The sequence below is a fragment of the Algibacter amylolyticus genome, from assembly GCF_014202225.1.
Classification (GTDB): domain Bacteria; phylum Bacteroidota; class Bacteroidia; order Flavobacteriales; family Flavobacteriaceae; genus Algibacter_B; species Algibacter_B amylolyticus.
The window spans coordinates 247,767-269,456 of sequence record NZ_JACHGE010000001.1 but is presented as its reverse complement, the minus strand read 5'-3'; the positions used below and the strand labels follow the sequence as shown (position 1 = coordinate 269,456).

13 protein-coding genes are annotated in these 21,690 nt (G+C 33.4%); 9 read left to right on the top strand and 4 right to left on the bottom strand.

Features of this window, described 5'->3' with window-relative positions:
* Nucleotides 1–95: 95 nt before the first annotated feature.
* Complete coding sequence (lepA, locus tag HNQ90_RS01175) at nt 96–1,892, top strand: translation elongation factor 4 (protein WP_144114832.1); 1,797 nt, start codon at nt 96–98, stop codon at nt 1,890–1,892.
* Nucleotides 1,893–2,032: 140 nt separating this feature from the next.
* Here lepA and HNQ90_RS01170 read toward each other — a convergent pair whose 3' ends face one another.
* The 3 genes from HNQ90_RS01170 to HNQ90_RS01160 are packed head-to-tail and all read right to left on the bottom strand — an operon-like array spanning nt 2,033 to nt 6,195.
* A complete protein-coding gene (locus HNQ90_RS01170; protein WP_144114831.1) occupies nt 2,033–2,797 on the bottom strand; it encodes a LytR/AlgR family response regulator transcription factor in 765 nt (254 codons plus the stop codon).
* A 15-nt stretch (nt 2,798–2,812) separates the two neighbouring features.
* Complete coding sequence (locus tag HNQ90_RS01165; protein ID WP_144114830.1) at nt 2,813–3,823, bottom strand: sensor histidine kinase; 1,011 nt, start codon at nt 3,821–3,823, stop codon at nt 2,813–2,815.
* Between the two features lie 17 nt (nt 3,824–3,840).
* Entirely contained in the window at nt 3,841–6,195 is a 2,355-nt protein-coding gene (locus tag HNQ90_RS01160) for a TonB-dependent receptor (RefSeq protein ID WP_144114829.1), read from the bottom strand.
* Between the two features lie 712 nt (nt 6,196–6,907).
* On the opposite strand from HNQ90_RS01160, the gene glgA reads away from it, so the two are divergent.
* The 6 genes from glgA (at nt 6,908) to HNQ90_RS01130 (ending at nt 16,562) form a co-directional block, all read left to right on the top strand.
* Entirely contained in the window at nt 6,908–8,110 is a 1,203-nt protein-coding gene (glgA, locus tag HNQ90_RS01155; RefSeq protein ID WP_144114828.1) for a glycogen synthase, read from the top strand.
* Nucleotides 8,111–8,145: 35 nt separating this feature from the next.
* Nucleotides 8,146–9,411 carry a glucose-1-phosphate adenylyltransferase gene (locus HNQ90_RS01150; RefSeq protein ID WP_144114827.1) on the top strand — a complete coding sequence of 422 codons (1,266 nt, stop codon included), beginning with the start codon at nt 8,146–8,148 and terminating at the stop codon, nt 9,409–9,411.
* Between the two features lie 35 nt (nt 9,412–9,446).
* A complete protein-coding gene (locus tag HNQ90_RS01145; protein ID WP_144114826.1) occupies nt 9,447–11,384 on the top strand; it encodes an alpha-1,4-glucan--maltose-1-phosphate maltosyltransferase in 1,938 nt (645 codons plus the stop codon).
* Between the two features lie 39 nt (nt 11,385–11,423).
* A complete protein-coding gene (gene glgB, locus HNQ90_RS01140) occupies nt 11,424–13,331 on the top strand; it encodes a 1,4-alpha-glucan branching protein GlgB (RefSeq protein WP_144114825.1) in 1,908 nt (635 codons plus the stop codon).
* 300 nt (nt 13,332–13,631) lie between these two features.
* A complete protein-coding gene (locus tag HNQ90_RS01135) occupies nt 13,632–16,034 on the top strand; it encodes a glycoside hydrolase family 31 protein (protein ID WP_144114824.1) in 2,403 nt (800 codons plus the stop codon).
* 120 nt (nt 16,035–16,154) lie between these two features.
* The gene (locus HNQ90_RS01130) at nt 16,155–16,562 is read left to right on the top strand and encodes an MFS transporter (RefSeq protein WP_144114823.1); all 408 of its coding nucleotides are present in this window, start codon (nt 16,155–16,157) and stop codon (nt 16,560–16,562) included.
* Between the two features lie 61 nt (nt 16,563–16,623).
* Here the strand turns inward: HNQ90_RS01130 and HNQ90_RS01125 are convergent, their stop codons facing one another.
* Nucleotides 16,624–18,492, bottom strand: a complete 1,869-nt coding sequence (locus HNQ90_RS01125) for a cation:proton antiporter (protein WP_144114822.1) — start codon at nt 18,490–18,492, stop codon at nt 16,624–16,626.
* 104 nt (nt 18,493–18,596) lie between these two features.
* Here HNQ90_RS01125 and HNQ90_RS01120 point away from each other — a divergent pair, with 104 nt between their 5' ends.
* Together HNQ90_RS01120 and HNQ90_RS01115 are read left to right on the top strand one after the other, a co-directional pair.
* Complete coding sequence (locus HNQ90_RS01120; protein ID WP_144114821.1) at nt 18,597–19,445, top strand: universal stress protein; 849 nt, start codon at nt 18,597–18,599, stop codon at nt 19,443–19,445.
* Nucleotides 19,442–21,664: a SulP family inorganic anion transporter gene (locus HNQ90_RS01115; protein WP_144114820.1), complete on the top strand. Its 2,223-nt coding sequence runs from the start codon at nt 19,442–19,444 to the stop codon at nt 21,662–21,664. Before HNQ90_RS01120 ends, HNQ90_RS01115 begins: the two co-directional genes overlap by 4 nt.
* Nucleotides 21,665–21,690: the final 26 nt, after the last annotated feature.

The following is a 21,690-nucleotide window of genomic DNA, read 5'->3' as shown; positions in this document are numbered from 1 at the left end:
AAAAAAGCGACATCTTACAATTTCCATGTATTGCATATTAAAGCCTCATTTAAAACATCTATATTTGCAGAATCTTTTTATGAAGATTGTTGACTATGAAAAACATTAGAAATTTTTGCATCATTGCACATATAGATCACGGTAAAAGCACACTTGCAGACCGTTTATTAGATTTTACAGGCTCGGTAACTGCTAGAGAGCAACAAGCGCAATTACTAGATAGTATGGACTTGGAACGCGAACGCGGTATAACCATAAAGTCGCACGCTATACAAATGGATTATGAGCTTAATGGTGAAAAATATGTTTTGAATTTAATTGACACACCTGGTCACGTAGATTTCTCATACGAAGTATCTCGATCTATCGCTGCTTGCGAAGGCGCCTTACTTATTGTTGATGCAGCACAAAGTATACAAGCACAAACTATTTCTAATTTATATTTAGCCTTAGAAAACGACTTGGAAATTATTCCTGTTTTAAACAAGGTAGATTTACCAAGTGCCAATCCAGAAGAAGTAACCGATGATATTGTTGATTTATTAGGTTGCGACCCATCGGAAGTGATACATGCCAGTGGGAAAACAGGTTTTGGTGTAGATAATATATTAGCGGCTATTATAGATCGTATTCCGGCGCCAAAAGGGAATGTAGATGAACCGCTTCAAGCCTTAATTTTCGATTCTGTTTACAATACTTTTAGAGGTATTGAAACGTATTTTAGAGTCTTTAATGGTGAAATTAAAAAAGGACAAAAAATTAAATTTGTTGCTACAGATAAAGAATATTTTGCCGACGAAGTTGGTACTTTAAAACTAACTCAGGTTGCAAAACAAAGCGTAAAAGCTGGTGATGTTGGTTACTTAATAACGGGTATTAAAACCGCTAAAGAGGTAAAAGTTGGTGATACCATTACCGATTTTGCTAATCCAACAACCAATATTGTTGAAGGTTTTGAAGATGTAAAACCTATGGTGTTTGCTGGTATTTACCCAGTTGATACTGAAGATTACGAAGAGCTTAGAAACTCTATGGAAAAACTTCAACTTAACGATGCATCGTTAGTCTTTCAACCAGAAAGTTCTGCGGCATTAGGTTTTGGTTTCCGTTGTGGATTTTTAGGTATGTTACACATGGAAATTATCCAGGAGCGTTTGGAGCGTGAGTTTGATATGACGGTTATTACAACGGTTCCCAATGTATCTTACCATGCTTACACGAATAAAAACCCTGATGAGGCCTTTATTGTAAACAACCCTTCCGATTTACCAGAACCATCGTCTGTAAACCGTGTTGAAGAGCCTTTTATTAAAGCCACTATAATTACTAAAGCCGATTTTGTTGGTAACGTGATGTCGCTTTGTATTGAAAAGCGTGGACTTATAATGAACCAAACGTATTTAACTACCGAGCGTGTTGAATTAACTTTTGAAATGCCTTTAGCTGAAATTGTATTTGATTTTTACGATAGATTAAAAACGGTTTCTAAAGGGTATGCTTCTTTTGATTATCATCCAATTGGTATGAAAGTATCAAAACTTGTACGTTTAGATATTTTACTGAATGCACAAACGGTTGATGCACTTTCTGCCTTAATACATGCTGATAATGCTCAAAACATTGGTAAAAAGATGTGTGAGAAGCTTAAAGAACTAATTCCACGTCAGCAATTCGATATTCCAATTCAGGCAGCTGTTGGTGCCAAAATTATTTCGAGAGAAACGATTAAAGCTCTTCGTAAAGATGTTACCGCTAAATGTTATGGTGGTGATATTTCGCGTAAGCGTAAACTTCTTGAAAAACAGAAAAAAGGTAAAAAACGTATGCGTCAAGTTGGTAATGTAGAAATACCACAGCAAGCGTTTATGGCTGTTTTGAAGCTAAATGATTAACGACTTAACTAACGGATAACTTGCGTTAGGGATTGAAGTGGCATCCTTTTTTTGCTGCCATAAATGGCAAAAAAAGATACAGCGTAAAGCCCGACCGCCTGCCCTGAGCATAGACGAAGGGTGTGGTAACGCCAAAAAAATTATTCTTCCAACCATTTTCTAAAATCAGATGTTGTGGATGAGCTGGTCATAGCCTTGTCTTTAATACTCGTTAAGGTGATTAGTAAGCGGTTTTTAAAATGACTTTCTATTTGTTCGATGGCATCGATACAAATGATTTCGCTTCGGTTAATCTTAAAGAATTTATTAGGTTGTAATTGCTGATGAATACTGCCTAAGTTTTGAGAAATTGTATGTCGTTTTCCTTTTAAATCTGTGGCTATACAAAAATCGCCATTTGCTTCTATTTTACTAATCTCTGAAACATTTAAAAGCTGAATACCTTTTGCTTTTTTAATTACAAATCGCTTTTTATAGTTAGCATGTTCCTCTTTTAAAGCCGATTTAAGCTCGCTAATTGTGCTCTTGTTTAATATATTATACGTACCTTTTTGAAATAAGGCTTGGTACTTTTCTATGGCTTTTTTAAAATCCGTTTGCGTGTATGGTTTTAAAATATAAGCAATACCATTGGTGTTAAAGGCTTGAAACAAATACTCGTCGTGTGCAGAACAGAAAATAATTGGTACTTGTATGCTTATTTCGTTATACAAATCGAAAGATAAACCGTCTAGCAATTGAATATCCGATAATATAAAGGAATAGGTGTTTTTTTGCAGATATAGTTTGCCTTCGGAATTGGAACGCGCCCAATCGTGTGGAATATCGTCCTGAAAATAGTCCTTTATAAAGGATACTAGTTTTTGATATGCTGGAATTTCGTCTTCTAAAATTAAAATTCTCATGATGTTATTTTAGATTTAACTTTCTTCGATTAATTTAATAATTGGAATAGCTATTTTAAACTCCATATTGGTGTTTTTTATAACTACTTCTTTATCTGATAGTAATTTATAACGGGCTTTTAAGTTTTCTAATCCGGTGCCAAAAGATTCGATTTTAGATTGAATATTCGATTTTGTATTACAAATATTTAGCTCGTTTTCGCCTATAGAAATAACGGTTTTTATGGCTTTTCCGTTAAGCGGTTTATTATGTTTTACCACATTTTCTAATAGGGTTTGTATGGCGCCTGTTGGTATAAACTTATCTTGAATACTGGTTTGGATATCTATTTTAAAATCGTAATCGTCTTGGAAGCGTGTTTTTATTAAAAACATGTAGTTTTCGGCAAGTTGTAGCTCTTCCGATAGTTCCATAACCTCAGCATCTTTTGTTTTTATTAAATAGCGATAAATTAAGGATAGTCTGTTAATGTACTCTTTAGCTTTATCGGTATTGCTATCTATTAAAGAATCGAGCGTATTTAGATTATTGAATAAAAAATGTGGATCTATTTGAGAACGCAATAATTTAAGCTCGGTTTCGTTTTGCTGTTTTTCAATTTTTAAAAATTCGTTTTGTCCTTCGTAAAACTTTTTGGTTAGTAATAAGGCGAAAGGAAAAGCCATTTGTTGCGAACTTATATTAATCATTAATAAAACAAAACTTAGGCCTTTAGGGTATTTATTCCAGTCGTTATCTCCAGACCAAAAGCCAATAGTATAATCTACTGCCGAAATAGAAACCATTAGCATTATAGCCAAAGCAAAAAACAAAACATATTTTTTTTGCATTACGAACTTTGGAATTAGCCAATAGATAAATAAAAGAATTAAGCTACAAACGCAAATTAACTCGATAGTGAAATCGAAAAAATACTCTCGCAATAAGGCGCCTCTATCATAATAATCTATACCTTGAATAATAAAAGAAATACTAAAGTAGATGCCTAATATTATAAAATCTGATATGTTAAGCTTGGTATTCATTGTTTATACAAACCTGTTTAATTATTATCGTTAATTCTATTTTCCTCTTCTTGCGAGGCATTTTTACGGGCTTTCTTTTTGCCAAATTTAGAGCCAAAACTATAAGATAAACGCAATTGCACGTTTTGTCTAGATTGGTTACTTTCTACTTCGGCATATAAGTTATTATAATCTATAACGCCAACAAACCCTCTGTTTAGCACTTTATTAATTCCTAGGTTTACCTTTAGTTTTTCGTCCATAAACTTTTTACTAAACGAAAATCCAATATCGGCAAACCATTCGGCATCTATACCGCCTTCTAAAGCTCCTGTGCCGTAGTTTCCGTTTAATTCTGCATTAATTTCCCAAGGCAGCTCATAATTAGCTTGTGTAAACCACATTAAACTCCATTTCTGTAAATTTAAATTGTTTGGATTAGACTCAAATTTATTATAATTAACAATAAAACCTGTATAACCTTCTAGTCCTTTTATAATACTTAGTGGCGCGAATAACCTAAAATTCCAGTTTTTGCTATCGTTTAAGTTAATGGTTTTACGCTCTATTTGTGCGGTTTCGTTGTCTTGCGAAACAAACTGAAACATGGCATCTTTAGTTTCGCTATAACCAATGGTAAAGAATGGTTGGCCATCGAATGTTAAATTAAATTGATATCTGTTGGTAAAAGACGGTTTTAAATTTTCGTTTCCAACCTCGGACGATAAGGGATCGTAAAACGTTACAAAAGAATTTAGTGTGTTGTAACTAGGACGACGAATACGGTAACTATATGCTAAGTTAGCTCCTAAATTGTCGTTTAATTTTCTGCTTATTGAAGCGCTAGGAAAAAGTTTGGAGATTTTACGCTCGCGGGTTTCATTATTACTGCTAGAGATGCCTTGCGTGTTACTATCTTCAAATCGTAGTCCTCCAGAAAACGACCATGCGCCTTGGGTTACATTTAATTTGGTGTACAGCGCAAATATATGCTCGTTTACAAAAAAGCGATTACTTGCATTGGCATCAAAATCGAACTCACCATTAGTGTTTTCATTAAAAGATTTTAAATCGCTATCGGTATTTACTTGCGAATTTTTAAGCCCAAAGCTTAATTTAAAATCATCGGAAAACAGTCTAGAATAATCCGCTTTATAGGTCTTTATTTGGTATTTAGCATCTTGTAAATATTGTTGGTTTGTATACTCGATAGTACTTTCTGGAAGCGACGAAATGGTATTAATATTATCGTTTTTATAATCCACAAAATTAAAATCGGCTGTAAGCTTATGCGCGTCATTTTTAAACTCATAATAAGGGTTTACATTAAAAACCTCTTGGTCGCGGTTAAAACTGTTTTTAGACAGTAATAAATCGGTTGTACTTGGTGTGGTAATCGTATTAGTGCTTCGAGAATCTCTATCTGAATTGGTATTGGTTTTCCTAACCGATATACCTACCGAGTGCGCATCATTTAAATAATAATCGATACTTGCACTGGCTCTTAAACTTTTAGGATCGTAAGGCTCAATTGTAGCTTGGTTATAGGTTTCCTCACCAATACTTCTTTTAAGAAATAAATCTTCTCGCCATGTTGGTGCGGAATACCCAGCGTTTGCTTGCCAATTTAGTTTATTTTTATAACTGGCAATAGAGGCGCTAGTTCCATACTCGAAACCTTCATCTTCACCAAACCAAGTTGTAACACTACCATGGGTGCCTAGTTTAACGTTTTTCTTTAAAATAATATTAATAATAGGTCCGGAGCCTTCGGCATCAAACTCTGCTCCCGGTTGCTCCACCAATTCTACCTTAGCAATATTATCTGCTGGCATATCGCGTAATAAGGTGTCCATATCCATATAATCGGTAGTTCTTCCATTTATAAGGATTCTAATATTACTTTGTCCAGCGTAACTAATACCGTTGTTGGTTACTAAAATTCCAGGAACGCCTTTCATAACATCTTGCAGGTTGGCGTTAATCATCTCAGACTTTTCTAAATCTACAATAAGCTTTTCTGCTGTTTGCCTTATTACGGGGCGTTTACTTTTAATAACAACTTCATCTAAACTTTCATTTTCTTCAATAAGATTAAAGTCCAATGTTTTATTAGCTAAAAGCTCAAATGGCTCTGATTTTTTAGTTTTAAAGCCTAACATAGAAACGCTAATATAATAGGTACCGTTTTCTATATCTGTAAAAAGATAATTTCCACTTTCGTTGGAAATAACACCCGTTATAACTTCCTTAGATAAACTATCATACAAAATAACATTTGCGAACTCTAAAGGTTGGTTGCTTTCCGAAATTAAACCTGAAATTTGATTTTGAGCACTTAACGAAAAATTACTTAAAAGAAAAATTAAAATGATTTTGATGAGCACATTCATAACTGTTTGTTTTAAATTGATGAGACAAACCTATAACCATTATCTAGTAATTTGAAATCATTTCTGCCGAATCGGGTTAAAAAAAGGTTGAATATTCCTTTTTATAATGACAAAGGTTAACAGTGGTAAAACTAAAAAAACGAGGTAGACTTGCAGAGTAAAGGTAACTTAACAATATATAATGACGAGCCGTTATTAGAAGATTGACATTTACAGAAGTAATTTTTATAAAATTGACAATCATAATTTATTAAAATAGATTATCTTCAATGACATTAATAACCATATTCCTGTTTTTAGTTGAATGATTAAAACCAAATAAGCTATTTTCTATATTTTTTTTATTGATAATCTCTTTTAATTATAGAAACACCTTTTTTTTCATAAAAATAAAACATCTCAAAAAATGTTAATAAATATTTTGTATGTTTATAACAAAGTAAATAGGATTAAGTATTAAACGTGCGATAAACACTTTAATAATCGCTATTTGCCAAATTTTCAAATTATGTTCTTTTTGCGTTTTTTCGCAATAATTGTTATTAACAAATTAGTATTTTTTTAAACGACTTTTGCTTGATTTACAATAAACTATCCTTTAAAAAATAGTTTTGGTAATTTTTTAAATTAATCATATTGAAAAGTTATTTCTAAATATCATAATTCATTTTTTTGTATGAATTAAATACTTTTTTTTACATTTTTTCTTACTATGAAAGCACTTTTTTACACAAGAGAATTTCCGCCATATGTTTATGGTGGCGCAGGCGTACATGTTGAATATTTAGCTGAAGAATTGGCTAAATTAATTGAAATGGATGTAAGGTGTTTTGGAGATCAAGATGTTGCATCAAGCAACTTAACGGTTAAAGGTTACCCTTTTGAAAACCCTGTTTTTGATGGTGCCGATGATAAACTAAAGTCTGTTTTTAAAACTTTAAGCACCTGTATTCAAATGAATGCAGAGCCTATTGATGCCGACGTGGTGCATTGCCATACTTGGTACGCTCACTTTGCAGGTATTGTTGCAAAACTGTGTTACGGCACGCCATTGGTAATTACAACGCACTCATTAGAGCCTTTGCGCCCATGGAAACGCGAGCAATTAGGTAGAGGTTATGATGCCTCATCGTGGGTAGAAAAAACAGCCATTGAAATGGCCGATGCCCTTATTGCGGTTTCCGAAGAAACTAAAGAAGATGTTTTAAAACATTTTGATGTTGATGAAAGTAAAGTACATGTTATATACAATGGTATAAACTTGCAACAGTATATAACCACACCAGAAACCTCTACCTTAGATGAATATGGTGTAGATAAAACTAAACCTTACGTGCTTTTTGTGGGTAGAATTACCCGCCAAAAAGGAATTATTCATTTAGTAAATGCTATAAAATATATTGATCCAAACACGCAAATAGTACTTTGCGCTGGTGCCCCAGACACTCCAGAAATAGGAAAGGAAATGCAAGATGCCGTTAACGAAGTTCAAAAAACACGTAAAAATGTTATTTGGATTGATAAAATGGTAACTAAAGAAGAAATTATTCAATTATACTCGCATGCCGATGTATTTTGCTGTCCTTCCATATACGAACCTTTCGGTATTATAAATATTGAAGCCATGGCATGTAACACGGCAGTTGTTGCTAGTGCTGTTGGTGGTATAAAAGAAGTTGTTGTACATGGAGAAACTGGATTACTTATTCCGTTAGAACAACAAACCGAAGCGCCTTTTGAACCTATAGATCCAGATAAATTTTCGAGAGACTTAGCCAACGGTGTTAATAAAGTTATTAATGATAAATCCCTAAGAGAAACTATGGCGAAAAATGGCCGAAAACGTGTTGAAGATTATTTCGACTGGATAGCCATTGCAAAACAAGTTGAATCGCTATATAAATCAATAATATAAACAAATTAACAAACAAACTATAAAAACCAAAAGATATGATTAACAACAAAGTTTTATCCATTGTACTGGGCGGTGGACAAGGTTCTAGACTATATCCTCTAACAGACCGACGATCAAAACCAGCAGTATCAATAGCTGGTAAATACAGATTAGTAGATATTCCTATTTCTAACTGTATTAATGCAGATATCAAACGTATTTTTGTTTTAACACAATTTAATTCTGCCGGATTAAATAAACATATCAAAAACACCTATCATTTTAGTTTTTTTAGTAGCGCCTTTGTTGATGTACTTGCTGCAGAACAAACACCAGAAAGTAAAACGTGGTTTCAAGGAACTGCTGATGCCGTAAGACAAAGTATGCATCATTTTTTACAACACGATTTTGAATATGCTTTAATACTGTCTGGCGATCAATTATACCAAATGGATTATGATAAAATGATTGAAGCTCATGAAAAAAGTGGAGCCGAAATTTCTATCGCAACCATTCCTGTCACTGCTAAAGACGCTACAGGATTTGGAATTCTTAAGGCGAATGACGAGAGTACAATCACATCTTTTATTGAAAAACCAGACGCAAGTTTATTACCAGATTGGACATCGGAAGTTAGTAACGATATGAAATCGCAAGGGCGTAATTATCTTGCTTCAATGGGTATTTATGTATTTAATAGAGATTTGTTAGTAGATTTAATGAAAAACCCAGATACTAACGATTTCGGGAAAGAAATTATACCACAGGCTATTGATAAACATAAAACATTAAGCTATCAATACGAAGGGTATTGGACCGATATTGGAACTATAGAATCCTTTTTTGAAGCTAATTTAGGATTAACAGATGATATCCCTAAGTTTGATTTATATAATAGAGACAAACGTATATATACACACGCCAGAATGCTACCTACAACAAAAATTGCCGGTACAGCATTGGACAAGGCTGTAGTATCGGAAGGTTGTATTATTGGTGCTGCAAAAATTGAAAAATCGGTTATAGGCATCCGTTCTAGAATTGGTAAAGAATCGACCATTATAAATACATATATGATGGGTGCAGATTATTACGAATCGCTTGCTGATATGCAAAGCAATAAAATTGAAAATTTAATGGGTATTGGCGAGCGTTGCTTTATAAAAAACTGTATCCTCGATAAAAATTGCCGTATTGGAGACGATGTTAGAATAAATGGAGGTAAACATTTAGAAGATACAGAAACCGACACGTATTGTATTAGAGATGGCATTGTTGTTATTAAACATGGCGTAACCATACCAAAAGGTACTGTAATATAAATAACCTTTTATTTTTCTTATTATAATTAATCAAAATGCAAGACCAAAGAAGAGTTGTTATAGACCACGTTTCACCTAGTGTAAATTGTGGCGAGTTTTATATTAAACGTGTTATAAATGAAATTGTTAATATAGATGCACATATTATGGCCGATGGTCATGATGTATTAGGCGCATCTATTCTATATAAACCAGAAAAAGAAAAAGCTTGGAGAGAAACTAGAATGACGCTAACCTCTAATGATGAGTGGAAAGCAGCTTTTACTGTCGATACTCAAGGATTTTATTCATATAAAGTACAAGCTTGGGTGGATTATGCCTTAAATTGGCGCTATGGCTTAATTAGAAAAATTAACGATGGGCAACATGTGTCTTCTGAATTACTTGAAGGTGCCGAGTTTATTGAAGCTATTTTAAATAAAGTACCTGCCGATGATAAAGCCTATTTAAAACATCTTCACAAACTATTTAAAAATGAAGACAGTTATGGCGAAGCTATAACAGAAGCTACAAACGATAGGTTATACCAGATTTTCTATAACAACCCTGTAAAAATACTTGATAATACTACAAAAGAATATCAAGTATATGTAGATAGAAAAAAGGCTAGATTTAGTACTTGGTACGAGTTTTTTCCGCGTTCTGCATCAGAGCATCCGGGAGTTCATGGTACTTTTAAAGACTGCGAACGTTTACTTCCTAGAGTTAAAAATATGGGGTTCGATGTGGTATATTTACCACCAATTCATCCTATTGGAGAAGTAAATAGAAAAGGGAAAAACAATACCACCGAAGCTAAAGAAGGCGATGTTGGTTCTACTTGGGGCGTTGGTTCTCAATACGGCGGACATAAAGATATTCACCCACAATTAGGATCTTTAGATGATTTTAAATCACTAATCCAAAAGGCCAAAGAGAATAATCTTGAAATCGCCATGGATTATGCACTACAAGCTGCACCAGATCATCCTTGGGTAAAAGACCATCCATCGTGGTTTAAATGGCGACCAGATGGTACGGTACAATATGCAGAAAATCCACCTAAAAAATATCAAGATATACTTCCGATTTATTGGGAAAGTGAAGATTATAAAAATCTGTGGAATGAGTGTTTAGATATTTTAATGTATTGGATAGATTGTGGTATTAATATATTTAGAGTTGATAATCCGCATACAAAACCATTCTATTTCTGGAATTGGATTATTTCTAATGTAAAAGCAAAGCATCCAGATGTTATCTTTCTAGCGGAAGCATTTACAGCACCAAAAGTCATGAAACAACTAGCAAAACATGGCTATACACAATCTTATACTTACTTTACATGGCGCGAAAATAAGCATGAGATTATAGAGTATGTTACAGAATTAACAACTTCAGAATTAAAAGAATATATGCAACCTAATTTCTGGCCAAATACACCAGATATTAACCCGCATCATTTACAAGGCGCCAACGAATCTAAACACATACAGCGTTATGCGCTTGCTGCAACTTTAAGTTCTAGTATTGGTATTTACGGTCCTGTGTTTGAATATATGTTATCAGAATCACTTCTTGGTAAAGAAGAATATTTAAATTCAGAAAAATTCCAAATCACACATTACGATTGGGATATTAAGAATAAGCTAATAACAATAATCGCTAAAATTAATTACATAAGGCATAACAATCCCGCGCTTCAGCAAACCAATAATATTAAATTCTGCCATATAGATAACGATAACCTTTTGGCGTTTTACAAATGGAATGACGACAGAACCAGCCAAATATTTGTAATTATTAGCTTAGATGCTCACAACTCGCAACAAGGGACTGTGCAAGTTCCTTTGCACGAAATTGGTGTTCATCATGGACATAACCTTGAAATGCACGATTTAATAACCGATAGTCGCTATAATTGGAATAGCGAATGGTGTTACGTAGAGCTGCATCCTACTATGCCTTTTCACATATTTAAAATTAATAAATAACATTAGCACTTAATTGCTAAAAACCATAAACAACATAACATGGCACAAGTAAAAGTTCACAGTTTATTTACCGAGTTTGATATTAACCTGTTTAAAGCTGGAAAGCATTTTAGATTATATGAAAAATTTGGATCTCACCTTGTAACTGTTGATGGGATTGACGGTGTGTATTTTGCAGTTTGGGCACCAACAGCAAAACAAGTTTCTGTAATTGGCGACTTTAACTATTGGATGGAAGGCGAACACCAATTAAATGTTCGTTGGGATTCTAGTGGTATTTGGGAAGGTTTTATTCCTTTAGTTGAAAAAGGTGCTACTTACAAATATAAAATACAAAGCCATAATAACGATATTAAAACAGAAAAAGCCGATCCTTACGCTAGACGCTTTGAACATAACCCAAATACAGCATCAATAGTTTGGGATGATAATTATAAGTGGAAAGATAAAGACTGGATGAAAACCCGTAAAAAGAATAATGCCTTAGATGCGCCCTATTCTGTTTACGAAGTCCATTTAGGCTCTTGGAAAAGACATGCCGAAGAAGATCGTTTTCTGTCGTATTTCGAACTAGCAGACGATTTAGTAAAATACGTTAGCGACATGAATTTTACGCACGTTGAGCTCATGCCTATCATGGAATTTCCATACGATCCTTCATGGGGTTATCAAATAACAGGCTATTTTGCGCCTACATCGCGTTTTGGTTACCCTGAAGAATTTAAATATTTAGTCGATAAATTACACCAAGCTGGAATAGGAATTATTCTAGATTGGGTACCATCGCACTTTCCAGAAGATGCGCACGGTTTAGGATTCTTTGATGGCTCACATTTATACGAACACCCAGATAAACGCAAAGGTTATCATCAAGATTGGAAAAGTTTAATTTTTAATTATGAACGTAACGAAGTACGCTCATTTTTAATAAGTAATGCTGTTTTTTGGATGGATCAATACCATGCTGATGGTTTACGTGTAGATGCCGTGGCGTCCATGTTGTTTTTAGATTACTCTAGAGAAGATGGCGAATGGGAACCAAACATATATGGAGGAAGAGAAAACCTAGCCGTTATAAGCTTCTTAAAAGAATTGAATGAAGAAATATATGCATCCTTTCCAGATGTACAAACTATTGCAGAGGAATCTACAGCATTTCCAATGGTCTCTAAACCTACATTTGTTGGTGGTTTAGGTTTTGGAATGAAATGGATGATGGGCTGGATGCACGATACCTTAGAGTATTTTGCTAAAGATCCGATTTACAGAAAACACCATCATAACGAAATCACCTTCAGTTTGGCCTATGCCTTTACCGAAAACTTTATGCTTCCACTATCGCATGATGAAGTCGTTTATGGTAAAAACTCTATTCTAGGAAGAATGCCTGGTGATGAGTGGCAACGCTTTGCTAACCTACGTTTATTATATGGCTACATGTTTACACATCCAGGAACAAAACTATTGTTTATGGGTAGTGAATTTGGTCAATATAACGAGTGGAATTTCCAAGAAAGTTTAGATTGGAATTTGCTAGAGTTTAAACCCCATCAAGACATGCTAAACTATTATAAATCGCTTAATGCGGTTTATAAAAACACACCTGCACTCTACGAAAAAGCATTTAGTGGCGAAGGTTTTGAGTGGATTAGTCACGACGACCATGAAAACTGCGTAATCTCTTATATAAGAAAAGGTTATAAAGAAGAAGGAAATGTAGTAGTGGTTTGCAACTTAACACCAACTGTTAGAGAAAAATATAAAATTGGAGTTACAGCAAAAGGTAAACTAGTTGAGATTTTTAATAGTGATGATAAAGCTTTTGGCGGCAGTGGTATAAAAAATAAAAAAGAAATAACCATTAAAAAAGCACCATGGAATGGTAAAGAGTATTCGGTAGAAATTACTTTACCTCCTCTAGCAGTTACCATTTTTAAATTTAAATAAATAAGCACAATTTCATTTAGCAATTAATACTAATTGCTAAATGAAAGCTTTTAATCTTCACTTCCTTTAGCGTAATAACATAATTAAGGCATAATTCTTTACATCAAGGTTTTAACTTAATATATTAAGAAAGAAGCGATACAAAAAACAACGTATTAGCTAAATGTTATGCTATCCATAATTTAATAAGTAAAAATTTAGCTATTATACAATACTGTAAGCTTTTTTTTAATAAAAAGAACCAATTAAGGTCTTATAAATTTAGTAAATTCGTCAATTATAATTAATACATTATTTAATATGATATTAAATACAGAATTAGAATATAAAGGGAATTTATTTCCTTCAAAAATAATTTCTTACGAGAAGAATCTTAATGTACTTTCTTTTACAACTGCAAATGGCGTTATTTTAGAAGTTACAGTACGTCGAGATAGTATTCTTCGTTTCAGATTTACAACAACAGGCATTTTTGATAATGATTTTTCTTATGCCATTACTAAATATGCAAGTAGAGGTTACAATCACTTAGAGGTTACTGAAGATGATGCTAATTACATCATTACTACATCAAAACTTATCTGTAAAATTTCAAAGTTAGACTTAAGAACATCTATGTATGATGCTAAGGATAACTCTTTAATTTGCGAAGATGAACTTGGTTTTCACTGGGAAGAAAGTTACGAACTTGGTGGCGATATTGTAAAAATGTCTAAAACCGCTCAACCAGGAGAAAGTTATTATGGTTTAGGAGATAAGCCTGTAGACAACAACCTAAAAGGAAAACGTTTTGAAAACTGGGTAACAGATTCTTATGCTTATGGCAGAGATACAGATCCTATCTACAAAACCATCCCTTTTTATACAGCATTACACAACAAAAAATCTTACGGTATATTTTTCGATAATACCTTCAGATCGTTTTTTGATTTTTGTAACGAACGCCGAAACATTACAAGTTTTTGGGCGCAAGGAGGCGAAATGAATTACTACTTTATTTACGGTCCAGAAATGTCCGATGTAGTAGTTAATTACACGGATTTAACAGGTAAGCCACACGAATTGCCTGCGCTTTGGACTTTAGGTTATCACCAATGTAAATGGAGTTATTACCCAGAATCGAACGTAAAAGAAATTACCGCTAAATTTAGAGATTTAAAAATTCCTTGCGATGCTATTTATCTAGACATCGATTATATGGAAGGGTTTAGATGCTTCACTTGGAGTGAGGAGTATTTTCCAAACCCTAAACGTATGGTTAAGGAACTAGCAGACGATGGTTTTAAAACTATTGTTATTATTGATCCAGGAATTAAAATAGACATGGATTATTCTGTGTTTAGAGAAGGTTTAGAAAAAGATTATTTCTGTAAACGTGCCGATGGTCCATACATGAAAGGTAAAGTTTGGCCGGGGGAGTGTTATTTCCCAGATTTCACTAACCCTGAGGTTAGAGACTGGTGGTCAAATTTATTTAAAGAACTTGTTGAAGATATAGGTGTTAAAGGTGTTTGGAACGATATGAATGAGCCAGCTGTAATGGATGTTCCTGGAAAAACATTTCCTGATGATGTAAGACACGATTACGACGGAAACCATTGTAGCCATAAAAAAGCGCATAACGTTTACGGTATGCAAATGGCACGTGCAACTTACCATGGCTTAAAGAAATTTTCTTATCCAAAAAGACCTTTTGTTATTACCAGAGCAGCATATTCAGGTACACAACGTTATACTTCTAGTTGGACTGGAGATAATATTGCAACCTGGGATCATTTAACTATAGCAAACCTACAAGCACAACGTATGTGTATGTCTGGATTCTCGTTTATAGGATCTGATATTGGAGGATTTGCAGAACAACCTAATGGCGAGCTTTATGCACGTTGGATTCAATTAGGAATTTTTCACCCATTCTGTAGAACACACTCTTCTGGAGACCACGGCGATCAAGAACCTTGGGCTTTCGGAACAACTATTACAGATGTAGTAAGAAAATTTATTGAATTAAGATATCAATTATTACCATACTTATATACAGCGTTTTGGAGATATGCCGAAGAGGGTGTTCCAATTTTAAAATCGTTAGTATTATACGATCAGCATGATCCACAAACGCATTACAGAAATGATGAGTTTGTTTTTGGTGAAAAAATATTAGCTTGTCCAATAACAGGACCAAATCAAAAAGGTAGACGTATGTACTTCCCTCTTGGTAAATGGTATAATTTCTGGACAGACGAAGTTGTTGAAGGTGGTACAGAACAATGGGTAGATGCCGATTTAGATAGTATGCCAATTTTTGTAAAAGAAGGTGCTATTATACCTAAATATCCTATACAACAGTATGTAGGCGAAAAAACTATTGATGAGCTTTCTTTAGACGTGTATTACACTGAAGGTAAAGAAACATCGCAAGTTTACGAAGATGCTACCGATGGTTACGATTATATTAAAGGAAGATACAGCTTAAGAGACTTTAAATTGTCTGGTAAGAAAAACGAATTAATAATTCAACAACATAAATCTGGTAAGTTTACAACCACGTATAAAACGTTTAAAGTAAGTTTACATGGTTTACCATTCAAAATTTCTAAAGTAGAGGTTGATAATGTTATCATTCCTTTTGAAGACCTTAAACTTGATAGCAGTAACACGTTAACACTTACTAAAGAGTTTACAGAACTTCATATTATAGGGTAATAAAAACCTTTTAAATTAAAACACTAAGCCTCTCTTTTAAAGAAGGAGAGGCTTTTTTTATTCTATTTTCTAGTAAATAAATATCATTAAATTTGCTAACAACTAACAACCTAATAGGACATGCAAGAGAAACTAAAAGTTATTAAAATGATTCATATTGCCTTATGTGCAGGCTTAATTATGGCTTATATTTTTATAGGAGATCTTGCGTCTATAAACTTAAATATGCCTGAAATAAGTCAATCTAACATCCTTTTTGTGCTTATCCCTGTAATTGCCTATGTGTTTAGTAATTTTATGTATAAAACACAGTTAAAAAATGCCAACAACAAACAAAAGCTTGAAGACAATATGGCTGTGTATCAAACGGCATCCATAATAAGGTGGGCTATACTTGAAGGTTCTGCTTTTATAATTTTGGTAATGAGTAAAGATTTTATACTCTTCGGAATTTTAATAATTCTTTATCTTGCCCTACTTCACCCTACCGAAGATAGAATTAAATCCGATTTAAAATATCGAGCATAAGCATTATATTTTCAGTTTTTCAACTGAATATCCTCAAAAATTAATAAAAACAAAATAATTGTTAATCATCCTTGGTTGTTAAAGTTTCAGCGGTAGGCACCTCATCTACATCAAAAGGTTTCCCTAAATACACAAGTTGGTAACCAGGTTCAATATCTTCAAATTCTAAATTATGAGAAGAAATAATATGGAATTCACCTTCGTTATCCTTAACAAATAATGGAATAATTTCCATATCCTCGTTAGATATTTTAATAAGCTTTTCATAATGAGCCTTATCTTCCAAATCTATTTCTTGTATTGATGGATATGCTCTTGTTAACTCTAAAAGCGCACTGTAATCATCTCTATGAGAAAACAACCCTTCCTTAGGGTTATTGGTGTCATCGAGCATTTCTTGAGTTGTAACCAATCTATAAGCACCATTTTCGCCAAATTGATTACTTAACTTATTAATAGCATACTTATTTATATCTGGATTTCCTGTTAAAGCCATTAAATAACCAACATCATTAAGTTCAATATTATCGGCTAATGTTTCAGAATAAATATTAGTGCTAATAGCTTCTAAACCTAGTTCTTTAGCTTTTCTAATATTACCTTCATTACTATCAATTAAAACCACGTGTCTGCCATTTGTTAAAAGATAATGGCCTAATAACCTTGAAACTTTTGATGCTCCTACTATTAAAATACCATCAGATTTTTTAAGAAAAACACCTACTAATTTGGCAAATAAACGCGCTGTTGTAGCGTTTAATAAAACGGTTCCTAACACAATCATAAAAACCAAAGGGGTAATATATTCGGCACCTTCAACACCTTGTTTTAACAACTTACTTCCAAATAACGAAGCAATACCTGCCGCCACAATACCTCTTGGTCCTACCCAACTAATAAACACCTTTTCGTTGGTTTTTAATTTGGAACCCATGGTGCTTAAAAACACAGCTATTGGTCTAATTATAAATACGACAGCCGAAAATAAAATGGCTGTATCCCAGGTGTAGAGCAACATCATGTCTTCAATATTAATATTGGCTGCTAAAAGAATAAATAATATAGAAATTAAAAGAACGCTTAGCGACTCTTTAAAATAAAGCAATTCTTTTATGTTTTCTAGTTTTCCATTTCCTAAAACCATTCCCATTACAACCACAGCTAATAAACCCGATTCGTGAGCAAAAATTTCAGATTCTACAAAAACCAATAATACAGTAGATAAGGACACTACATTTAATAAATAATGCGGAATAAACTTCTTGTTTATGGCAAACGCTAAGGCGTGGGCAAACGTAAACCCGAAAGTAGTACCGAATAAAATAATTTTACCAAACTCTATTAAAGCTGTTTTTGTAAAACCACTATCGCCTTCCACACTAATAAATTCAAAAACCAAAACGGCAACCAAAGCTCCAATAGGGTCTATTAAAATGCCTTCCCATTTTAAAACCGTAGAAATATCCTTTTTAAGTGGAATGTTTCTTAAAATAGGCGTTATTACTGTTGGTCCGGTAACAATTATTAAACCAGAAAACAGGAATGATAATTGCCAACTTAAGTTAAAAATATAATGCGCTAATATTCCAGCACCAAAAAAAGTAACTGCAGACCCTAAGGTAATAAGCTTAGTAATTACGGGACCTACATTTTTAATTTCAGATCGTTTTAAGGTTAAACCACCTTCAAACAAAATAATGCTAATAGCTAACGAAACAAAATAATACAACCCTTCGCCAGGAAATAGTCCTTTTTCGCCATTCCAAATGGGCTCTATCCACTTACTTCCATCTTCGCTTAAAAACGCTGCAGCAATTGGGCCAACTAATAAACCAATTAAAATTAAAGGTAAGATAGCGGGTATTTTAAATTTCCAAGCTACCCATTGTGCTAATATTCCTAAAATAATAATTCCTGCAAGTTCTAACATAGGCTCTTTGTTTTTTTAAAAATACTAATTTAAGTAAAACACATCATTTAAAGTTTTTAAAAAATGTTATCTTTCAACTTTTACATTAAATTTTAATAAAACCTTTGTATTTAAAGCCTTTTAAAAGTATTGGAATTGGAGTCGCATTTTCTCCAAACTTAAAAGCTAACCTCTTTGAAGCCGCAAGGTTATCTGTATTTTTCAAAGCCAAATTAGTCTTAATTCATGTTGGTGAAGCATCAGAAGAAAAAACAAATGTACTAAGCACTTGTTTAAAAAGCTTCGAAAAAGACAATCTAGACTATGAAGTTGTTTTTAAACCAGGTGATCCTGTTAATGTAATCCTTTCAACTTCCGAAGAAAAAAAAATAGACTTGTTAATTCTAGGTGCAGTAAAGCGCGAAAAGGTAGTAAAATATTATGTGGGTTCTATTGCTAGAAAAATTACGCGACAAGCTAAATGTTCTATTTTATTACTTATAAAACCTTCGGTTGAAAGTAATCCGTGTAAACATATTGTTGTAAATGGTTTAAAAGATCCTAAAACGGAACAAACAATTACTGCCGCTTTTTATGTTGCCAACCATGTTAATTCTGAAAAAATAACGATTGTTGAAGAAATTGATCAAGAAGAAATTCATGTAAAAGTTGAAGACGATAAATCGTTAAGACGTGCCAACATTGTTAAAGAACGAATTAAACTTAGAGAAAACTCTAGGGTAAACGAGATTATAAAACACATTCCGGAAGAATATACAAAGAATAAAACCATAAAGTTACAGCCCATTTTTGGTAAACGCGGCTATTCGATTGGGCATTATGCGCAAATTTCGAGAGCCGATTTATTAATTATGAATAGCCCAAGTAAAATGACGTTTTGGGACCGTTTATTTCCACATGATATAGAACATATTTTAACCGAATTACCAACCGATGTGCTAATCCTTCAATGAGTCCAAAAACGAATAACATAAGCGCCTTTTTTAAAGCCTTACCTAAAAACATATTTTCTGGTTTTGTAGTAAGTCTTATTGCATTACCTCTAGGTTTAGGGCTTGCTATGGCCAGTGATGCACCACCAATTGCAGGTATTATTGCCGCAGTTATTGGAGGTGTAATGGTATCTATTTTAGGTGGCAGTCACGTTACTATTGTGGGCCCAGGAAACGGGTTGGTTGGTGTGCTTTTGGTAGCTATAACCACGTTGGGTTTAGAAAGTGCATATATAGCCATTGTATGCTCGGGTATTTTACTTTTACTCTTAGGTTTTTTTAGAATGGGAGCTTTAGCCGATTTTTTCCCTTCGGCAGCAATACAAGGTATGCTCGCAGCTATTGGTTTAATTATTCTCGGAAAACAATTTCATATTATGATGGCTCATAAGATTAAAAGAGCCGATACTATTGATTATTTAGTAGAAATTCCATTTACTATAAACGATGCTGTTCATTACGAAAACAAAGGGTTAATATTTGCTGCCTTAGCAGGTATTTTAAGTTTAACTATAATGCTGTTTTATTCGAAAATTAGAAATAAATATCTACAGCTTATTCCGGCACCAATGTGGATTGTTATATTATCTATAGCCTTTAGCTATTATTTTGAGTTTGGTTTACACGAACCCAACCCTATTGCGCCACAGTATATGGTTTCTGGTATTCCTAGTATTCAAGAAATTATTGCAGATATACCAACACCTAATTTTATTGGTATTTGGAGTTTTTCGTTTTGGGGCAGTGTTTTAGCTTTAACCTTAATATCTAGTATAGAATCCCTTTTAAGTATTAAAGCGGTTGATAAACTGGATCCAGAAAAGCGACGCTCGAATGTTAATAGAGATTTAAAAGCACTAGGTTTGGCAACCGTTGGTAGCGGGCTGTTAGGAGGTTTAAACGTGGTAACTGTTATAGCTAGAAGTTCGGTAAACGTAAACCAAGGTGGTACCAACCGATCTTCAAATTTTTTCCACGCTCTATTTCTTGTCCTATTTATAGCGTTTTTTAGCACACAGCTTACTCGAATTCCGCTTCCTGCATTAATGGCTATTTTAGTCTATACAGGTTATAAATTAGCATCGCCAAAGGTTATCACCAAAATGTTTTCCATAGGTAAAGAGCAACTTATTATCTTTTTTGTAACGCTAATTGTTACTTTAAAAATTGGCTTAATTACAGGCATTCTTGCCGGCGTAATTGCTACTTTTATTATTCATGTGGTTATCAACAAGCATTTAGGTTATGGTTTAATAGTACGAAACTTGGCAAAGCCTAATGTTTTAATGTACATGGAGCAAGGCAAGAAAAACAACTATTATGTTAGTGTAAAACATTTTTGTAGCTTTTTAAATTACTTTAGGTTAAAAAAACATTTAGACGCTATCCCAGAAAATAAAGATGTTATCGTTGATTTTTCATTATGCCATTTTGTTGATGATACCGTTTTGGAGAACATTAGTAATTACCAAGAATTATTCGATAAACGTGGTGGCCATTTTGATGTTGTTGGTTTAGATATGCACGATACAGAAACTAAACACCCTTTTGCATCTAGACGTTTATTACCTGTACCAAATATTATAAAAAACAGCTTAACAAGACGCCAAACAAGTATGGAGACTTTAGCTGAAAATTATAGTTTAACATACCACCCTAAAAGGAAAAAAAAGGTATCCTTTTTAAATAACTTTTCGTTTTTTAACACAAAACATATTAACCACATTTACAATAAATTAAACGATAATAACTGTTCAATTTCTATTTTTGATATCGAGTTTTCTGAAGGTGAATTTATAGCTAAAGAAGTGGGTAGGAAAACGATGCTTCATATCGATTTAGATGATACTATTCCAAAATTTACTTTAGATAAAGAAGGATTTTTAGAAAAGGTTTCAGCCTTTGCTGGGTTTAAAGATATCGACATTGATAATCATGACGATTTCTCTAACCGCTTTTATTTATTGGGTGATAATCGAGTAGAAATAGCAAAGTTTTTTAATGATGATGTTACCCATTTCTTTGAAAGCAACCCTTACTACCATGTTGAATCAAACGGAAACGCCCTTTTAATTTTTGGAAAAGAACGTTTAGCCAGCATTAAAGAAATTAAGGCTTTATATGATTTTGGTAAGAGATTAAGGCAAGTTATTTCCAAAGCACAAACAATAGACGTTTAACCGTAAAAAAAATCTTAATAAACTCT

Bases quoted from the DNA above. Each gene is read 5' to 3' on its own strand.
- lepA (WP_144114832.1), top strand. From the start codon at position 96: ATGAAAAACATTAGAAATTTTTGCATCATTGCACATATAGATCACGGT.
- HNQ90_RS01170 (WP_144114831.1), bottom strand. From the start codon at position 2,797: ATGAGAATTTTAATTTTAGAAGACGAAATTCCAGCATATCAAAAACTA.
- HNQ90_RS01165 (WP_144114830.1), bottom strand. From the start codon at position 3,823: ATGAATACCAAGCTTAACATATCAGATTTTATAATATTAGGCATCTAC.
- HNQ90_RS01160 (WP_144114829.1), bottom strand. From the start codon at position 6,195: ATGAATGTGCTCATCAAAATCATTTTAATTTTTCTTTTAAGTAATTTT.
- glgA (WP_144114828.1), top strand. From the start codon at position 6,908: ATGAAAGCACTTTTTTACACAAGAGAATTTCCGCCATATGTTTATGGT.
- HNQ90_RS01150 (WP_144114827.1), top strand. From the start codon at position 8,146: ATGATTAACAACAAAGTTTTATCCATTGTACTGGGCGGTGGACAAGGT.
- HNQ90_RS01145 (WP_144114826.1), top strand. From the start codon at position 9,447: ATGCAAGACCAAAGAAGAGTTGTTATAGACCACGTTTCACCTAGTGTA.
- glgB (WP_144114825.1), top strand. From the start codon at position 11,424: ATGGCACAAGTAAAAGTTCACAGTTTATTTACCGAGTTTGATATTAAC.
- HNQ90_RS01135 (WP_144114824.1), top strand. From the start codon at position 13,632: ATGATATTAAATACAGAATTAGAATATAAAGGGAATTTATTTCCTTCA.
- HNQ90_RS01130 (WP_144114823.1), top strand. From the start codon at position 16,155: ATGCAAGAGAAACTAAAAGTTATTAAAATGATTCATATTGCCTTATGT.
- HNQ90_RS01125 (WP_144114822.1), bottom strand. From the start codon at position 18,492: ATGTTAGAACTTGCAGGAATTATTATTTTAGGAATATTAGCACAATGG.
- HNQ90_RS01115 (WP_144114820.1), top strand. From the start codon at position 19,442: ATGAGTCCAAAAACGAATAACATAAGCGCCTTTTTTAAAGCCTTACCT.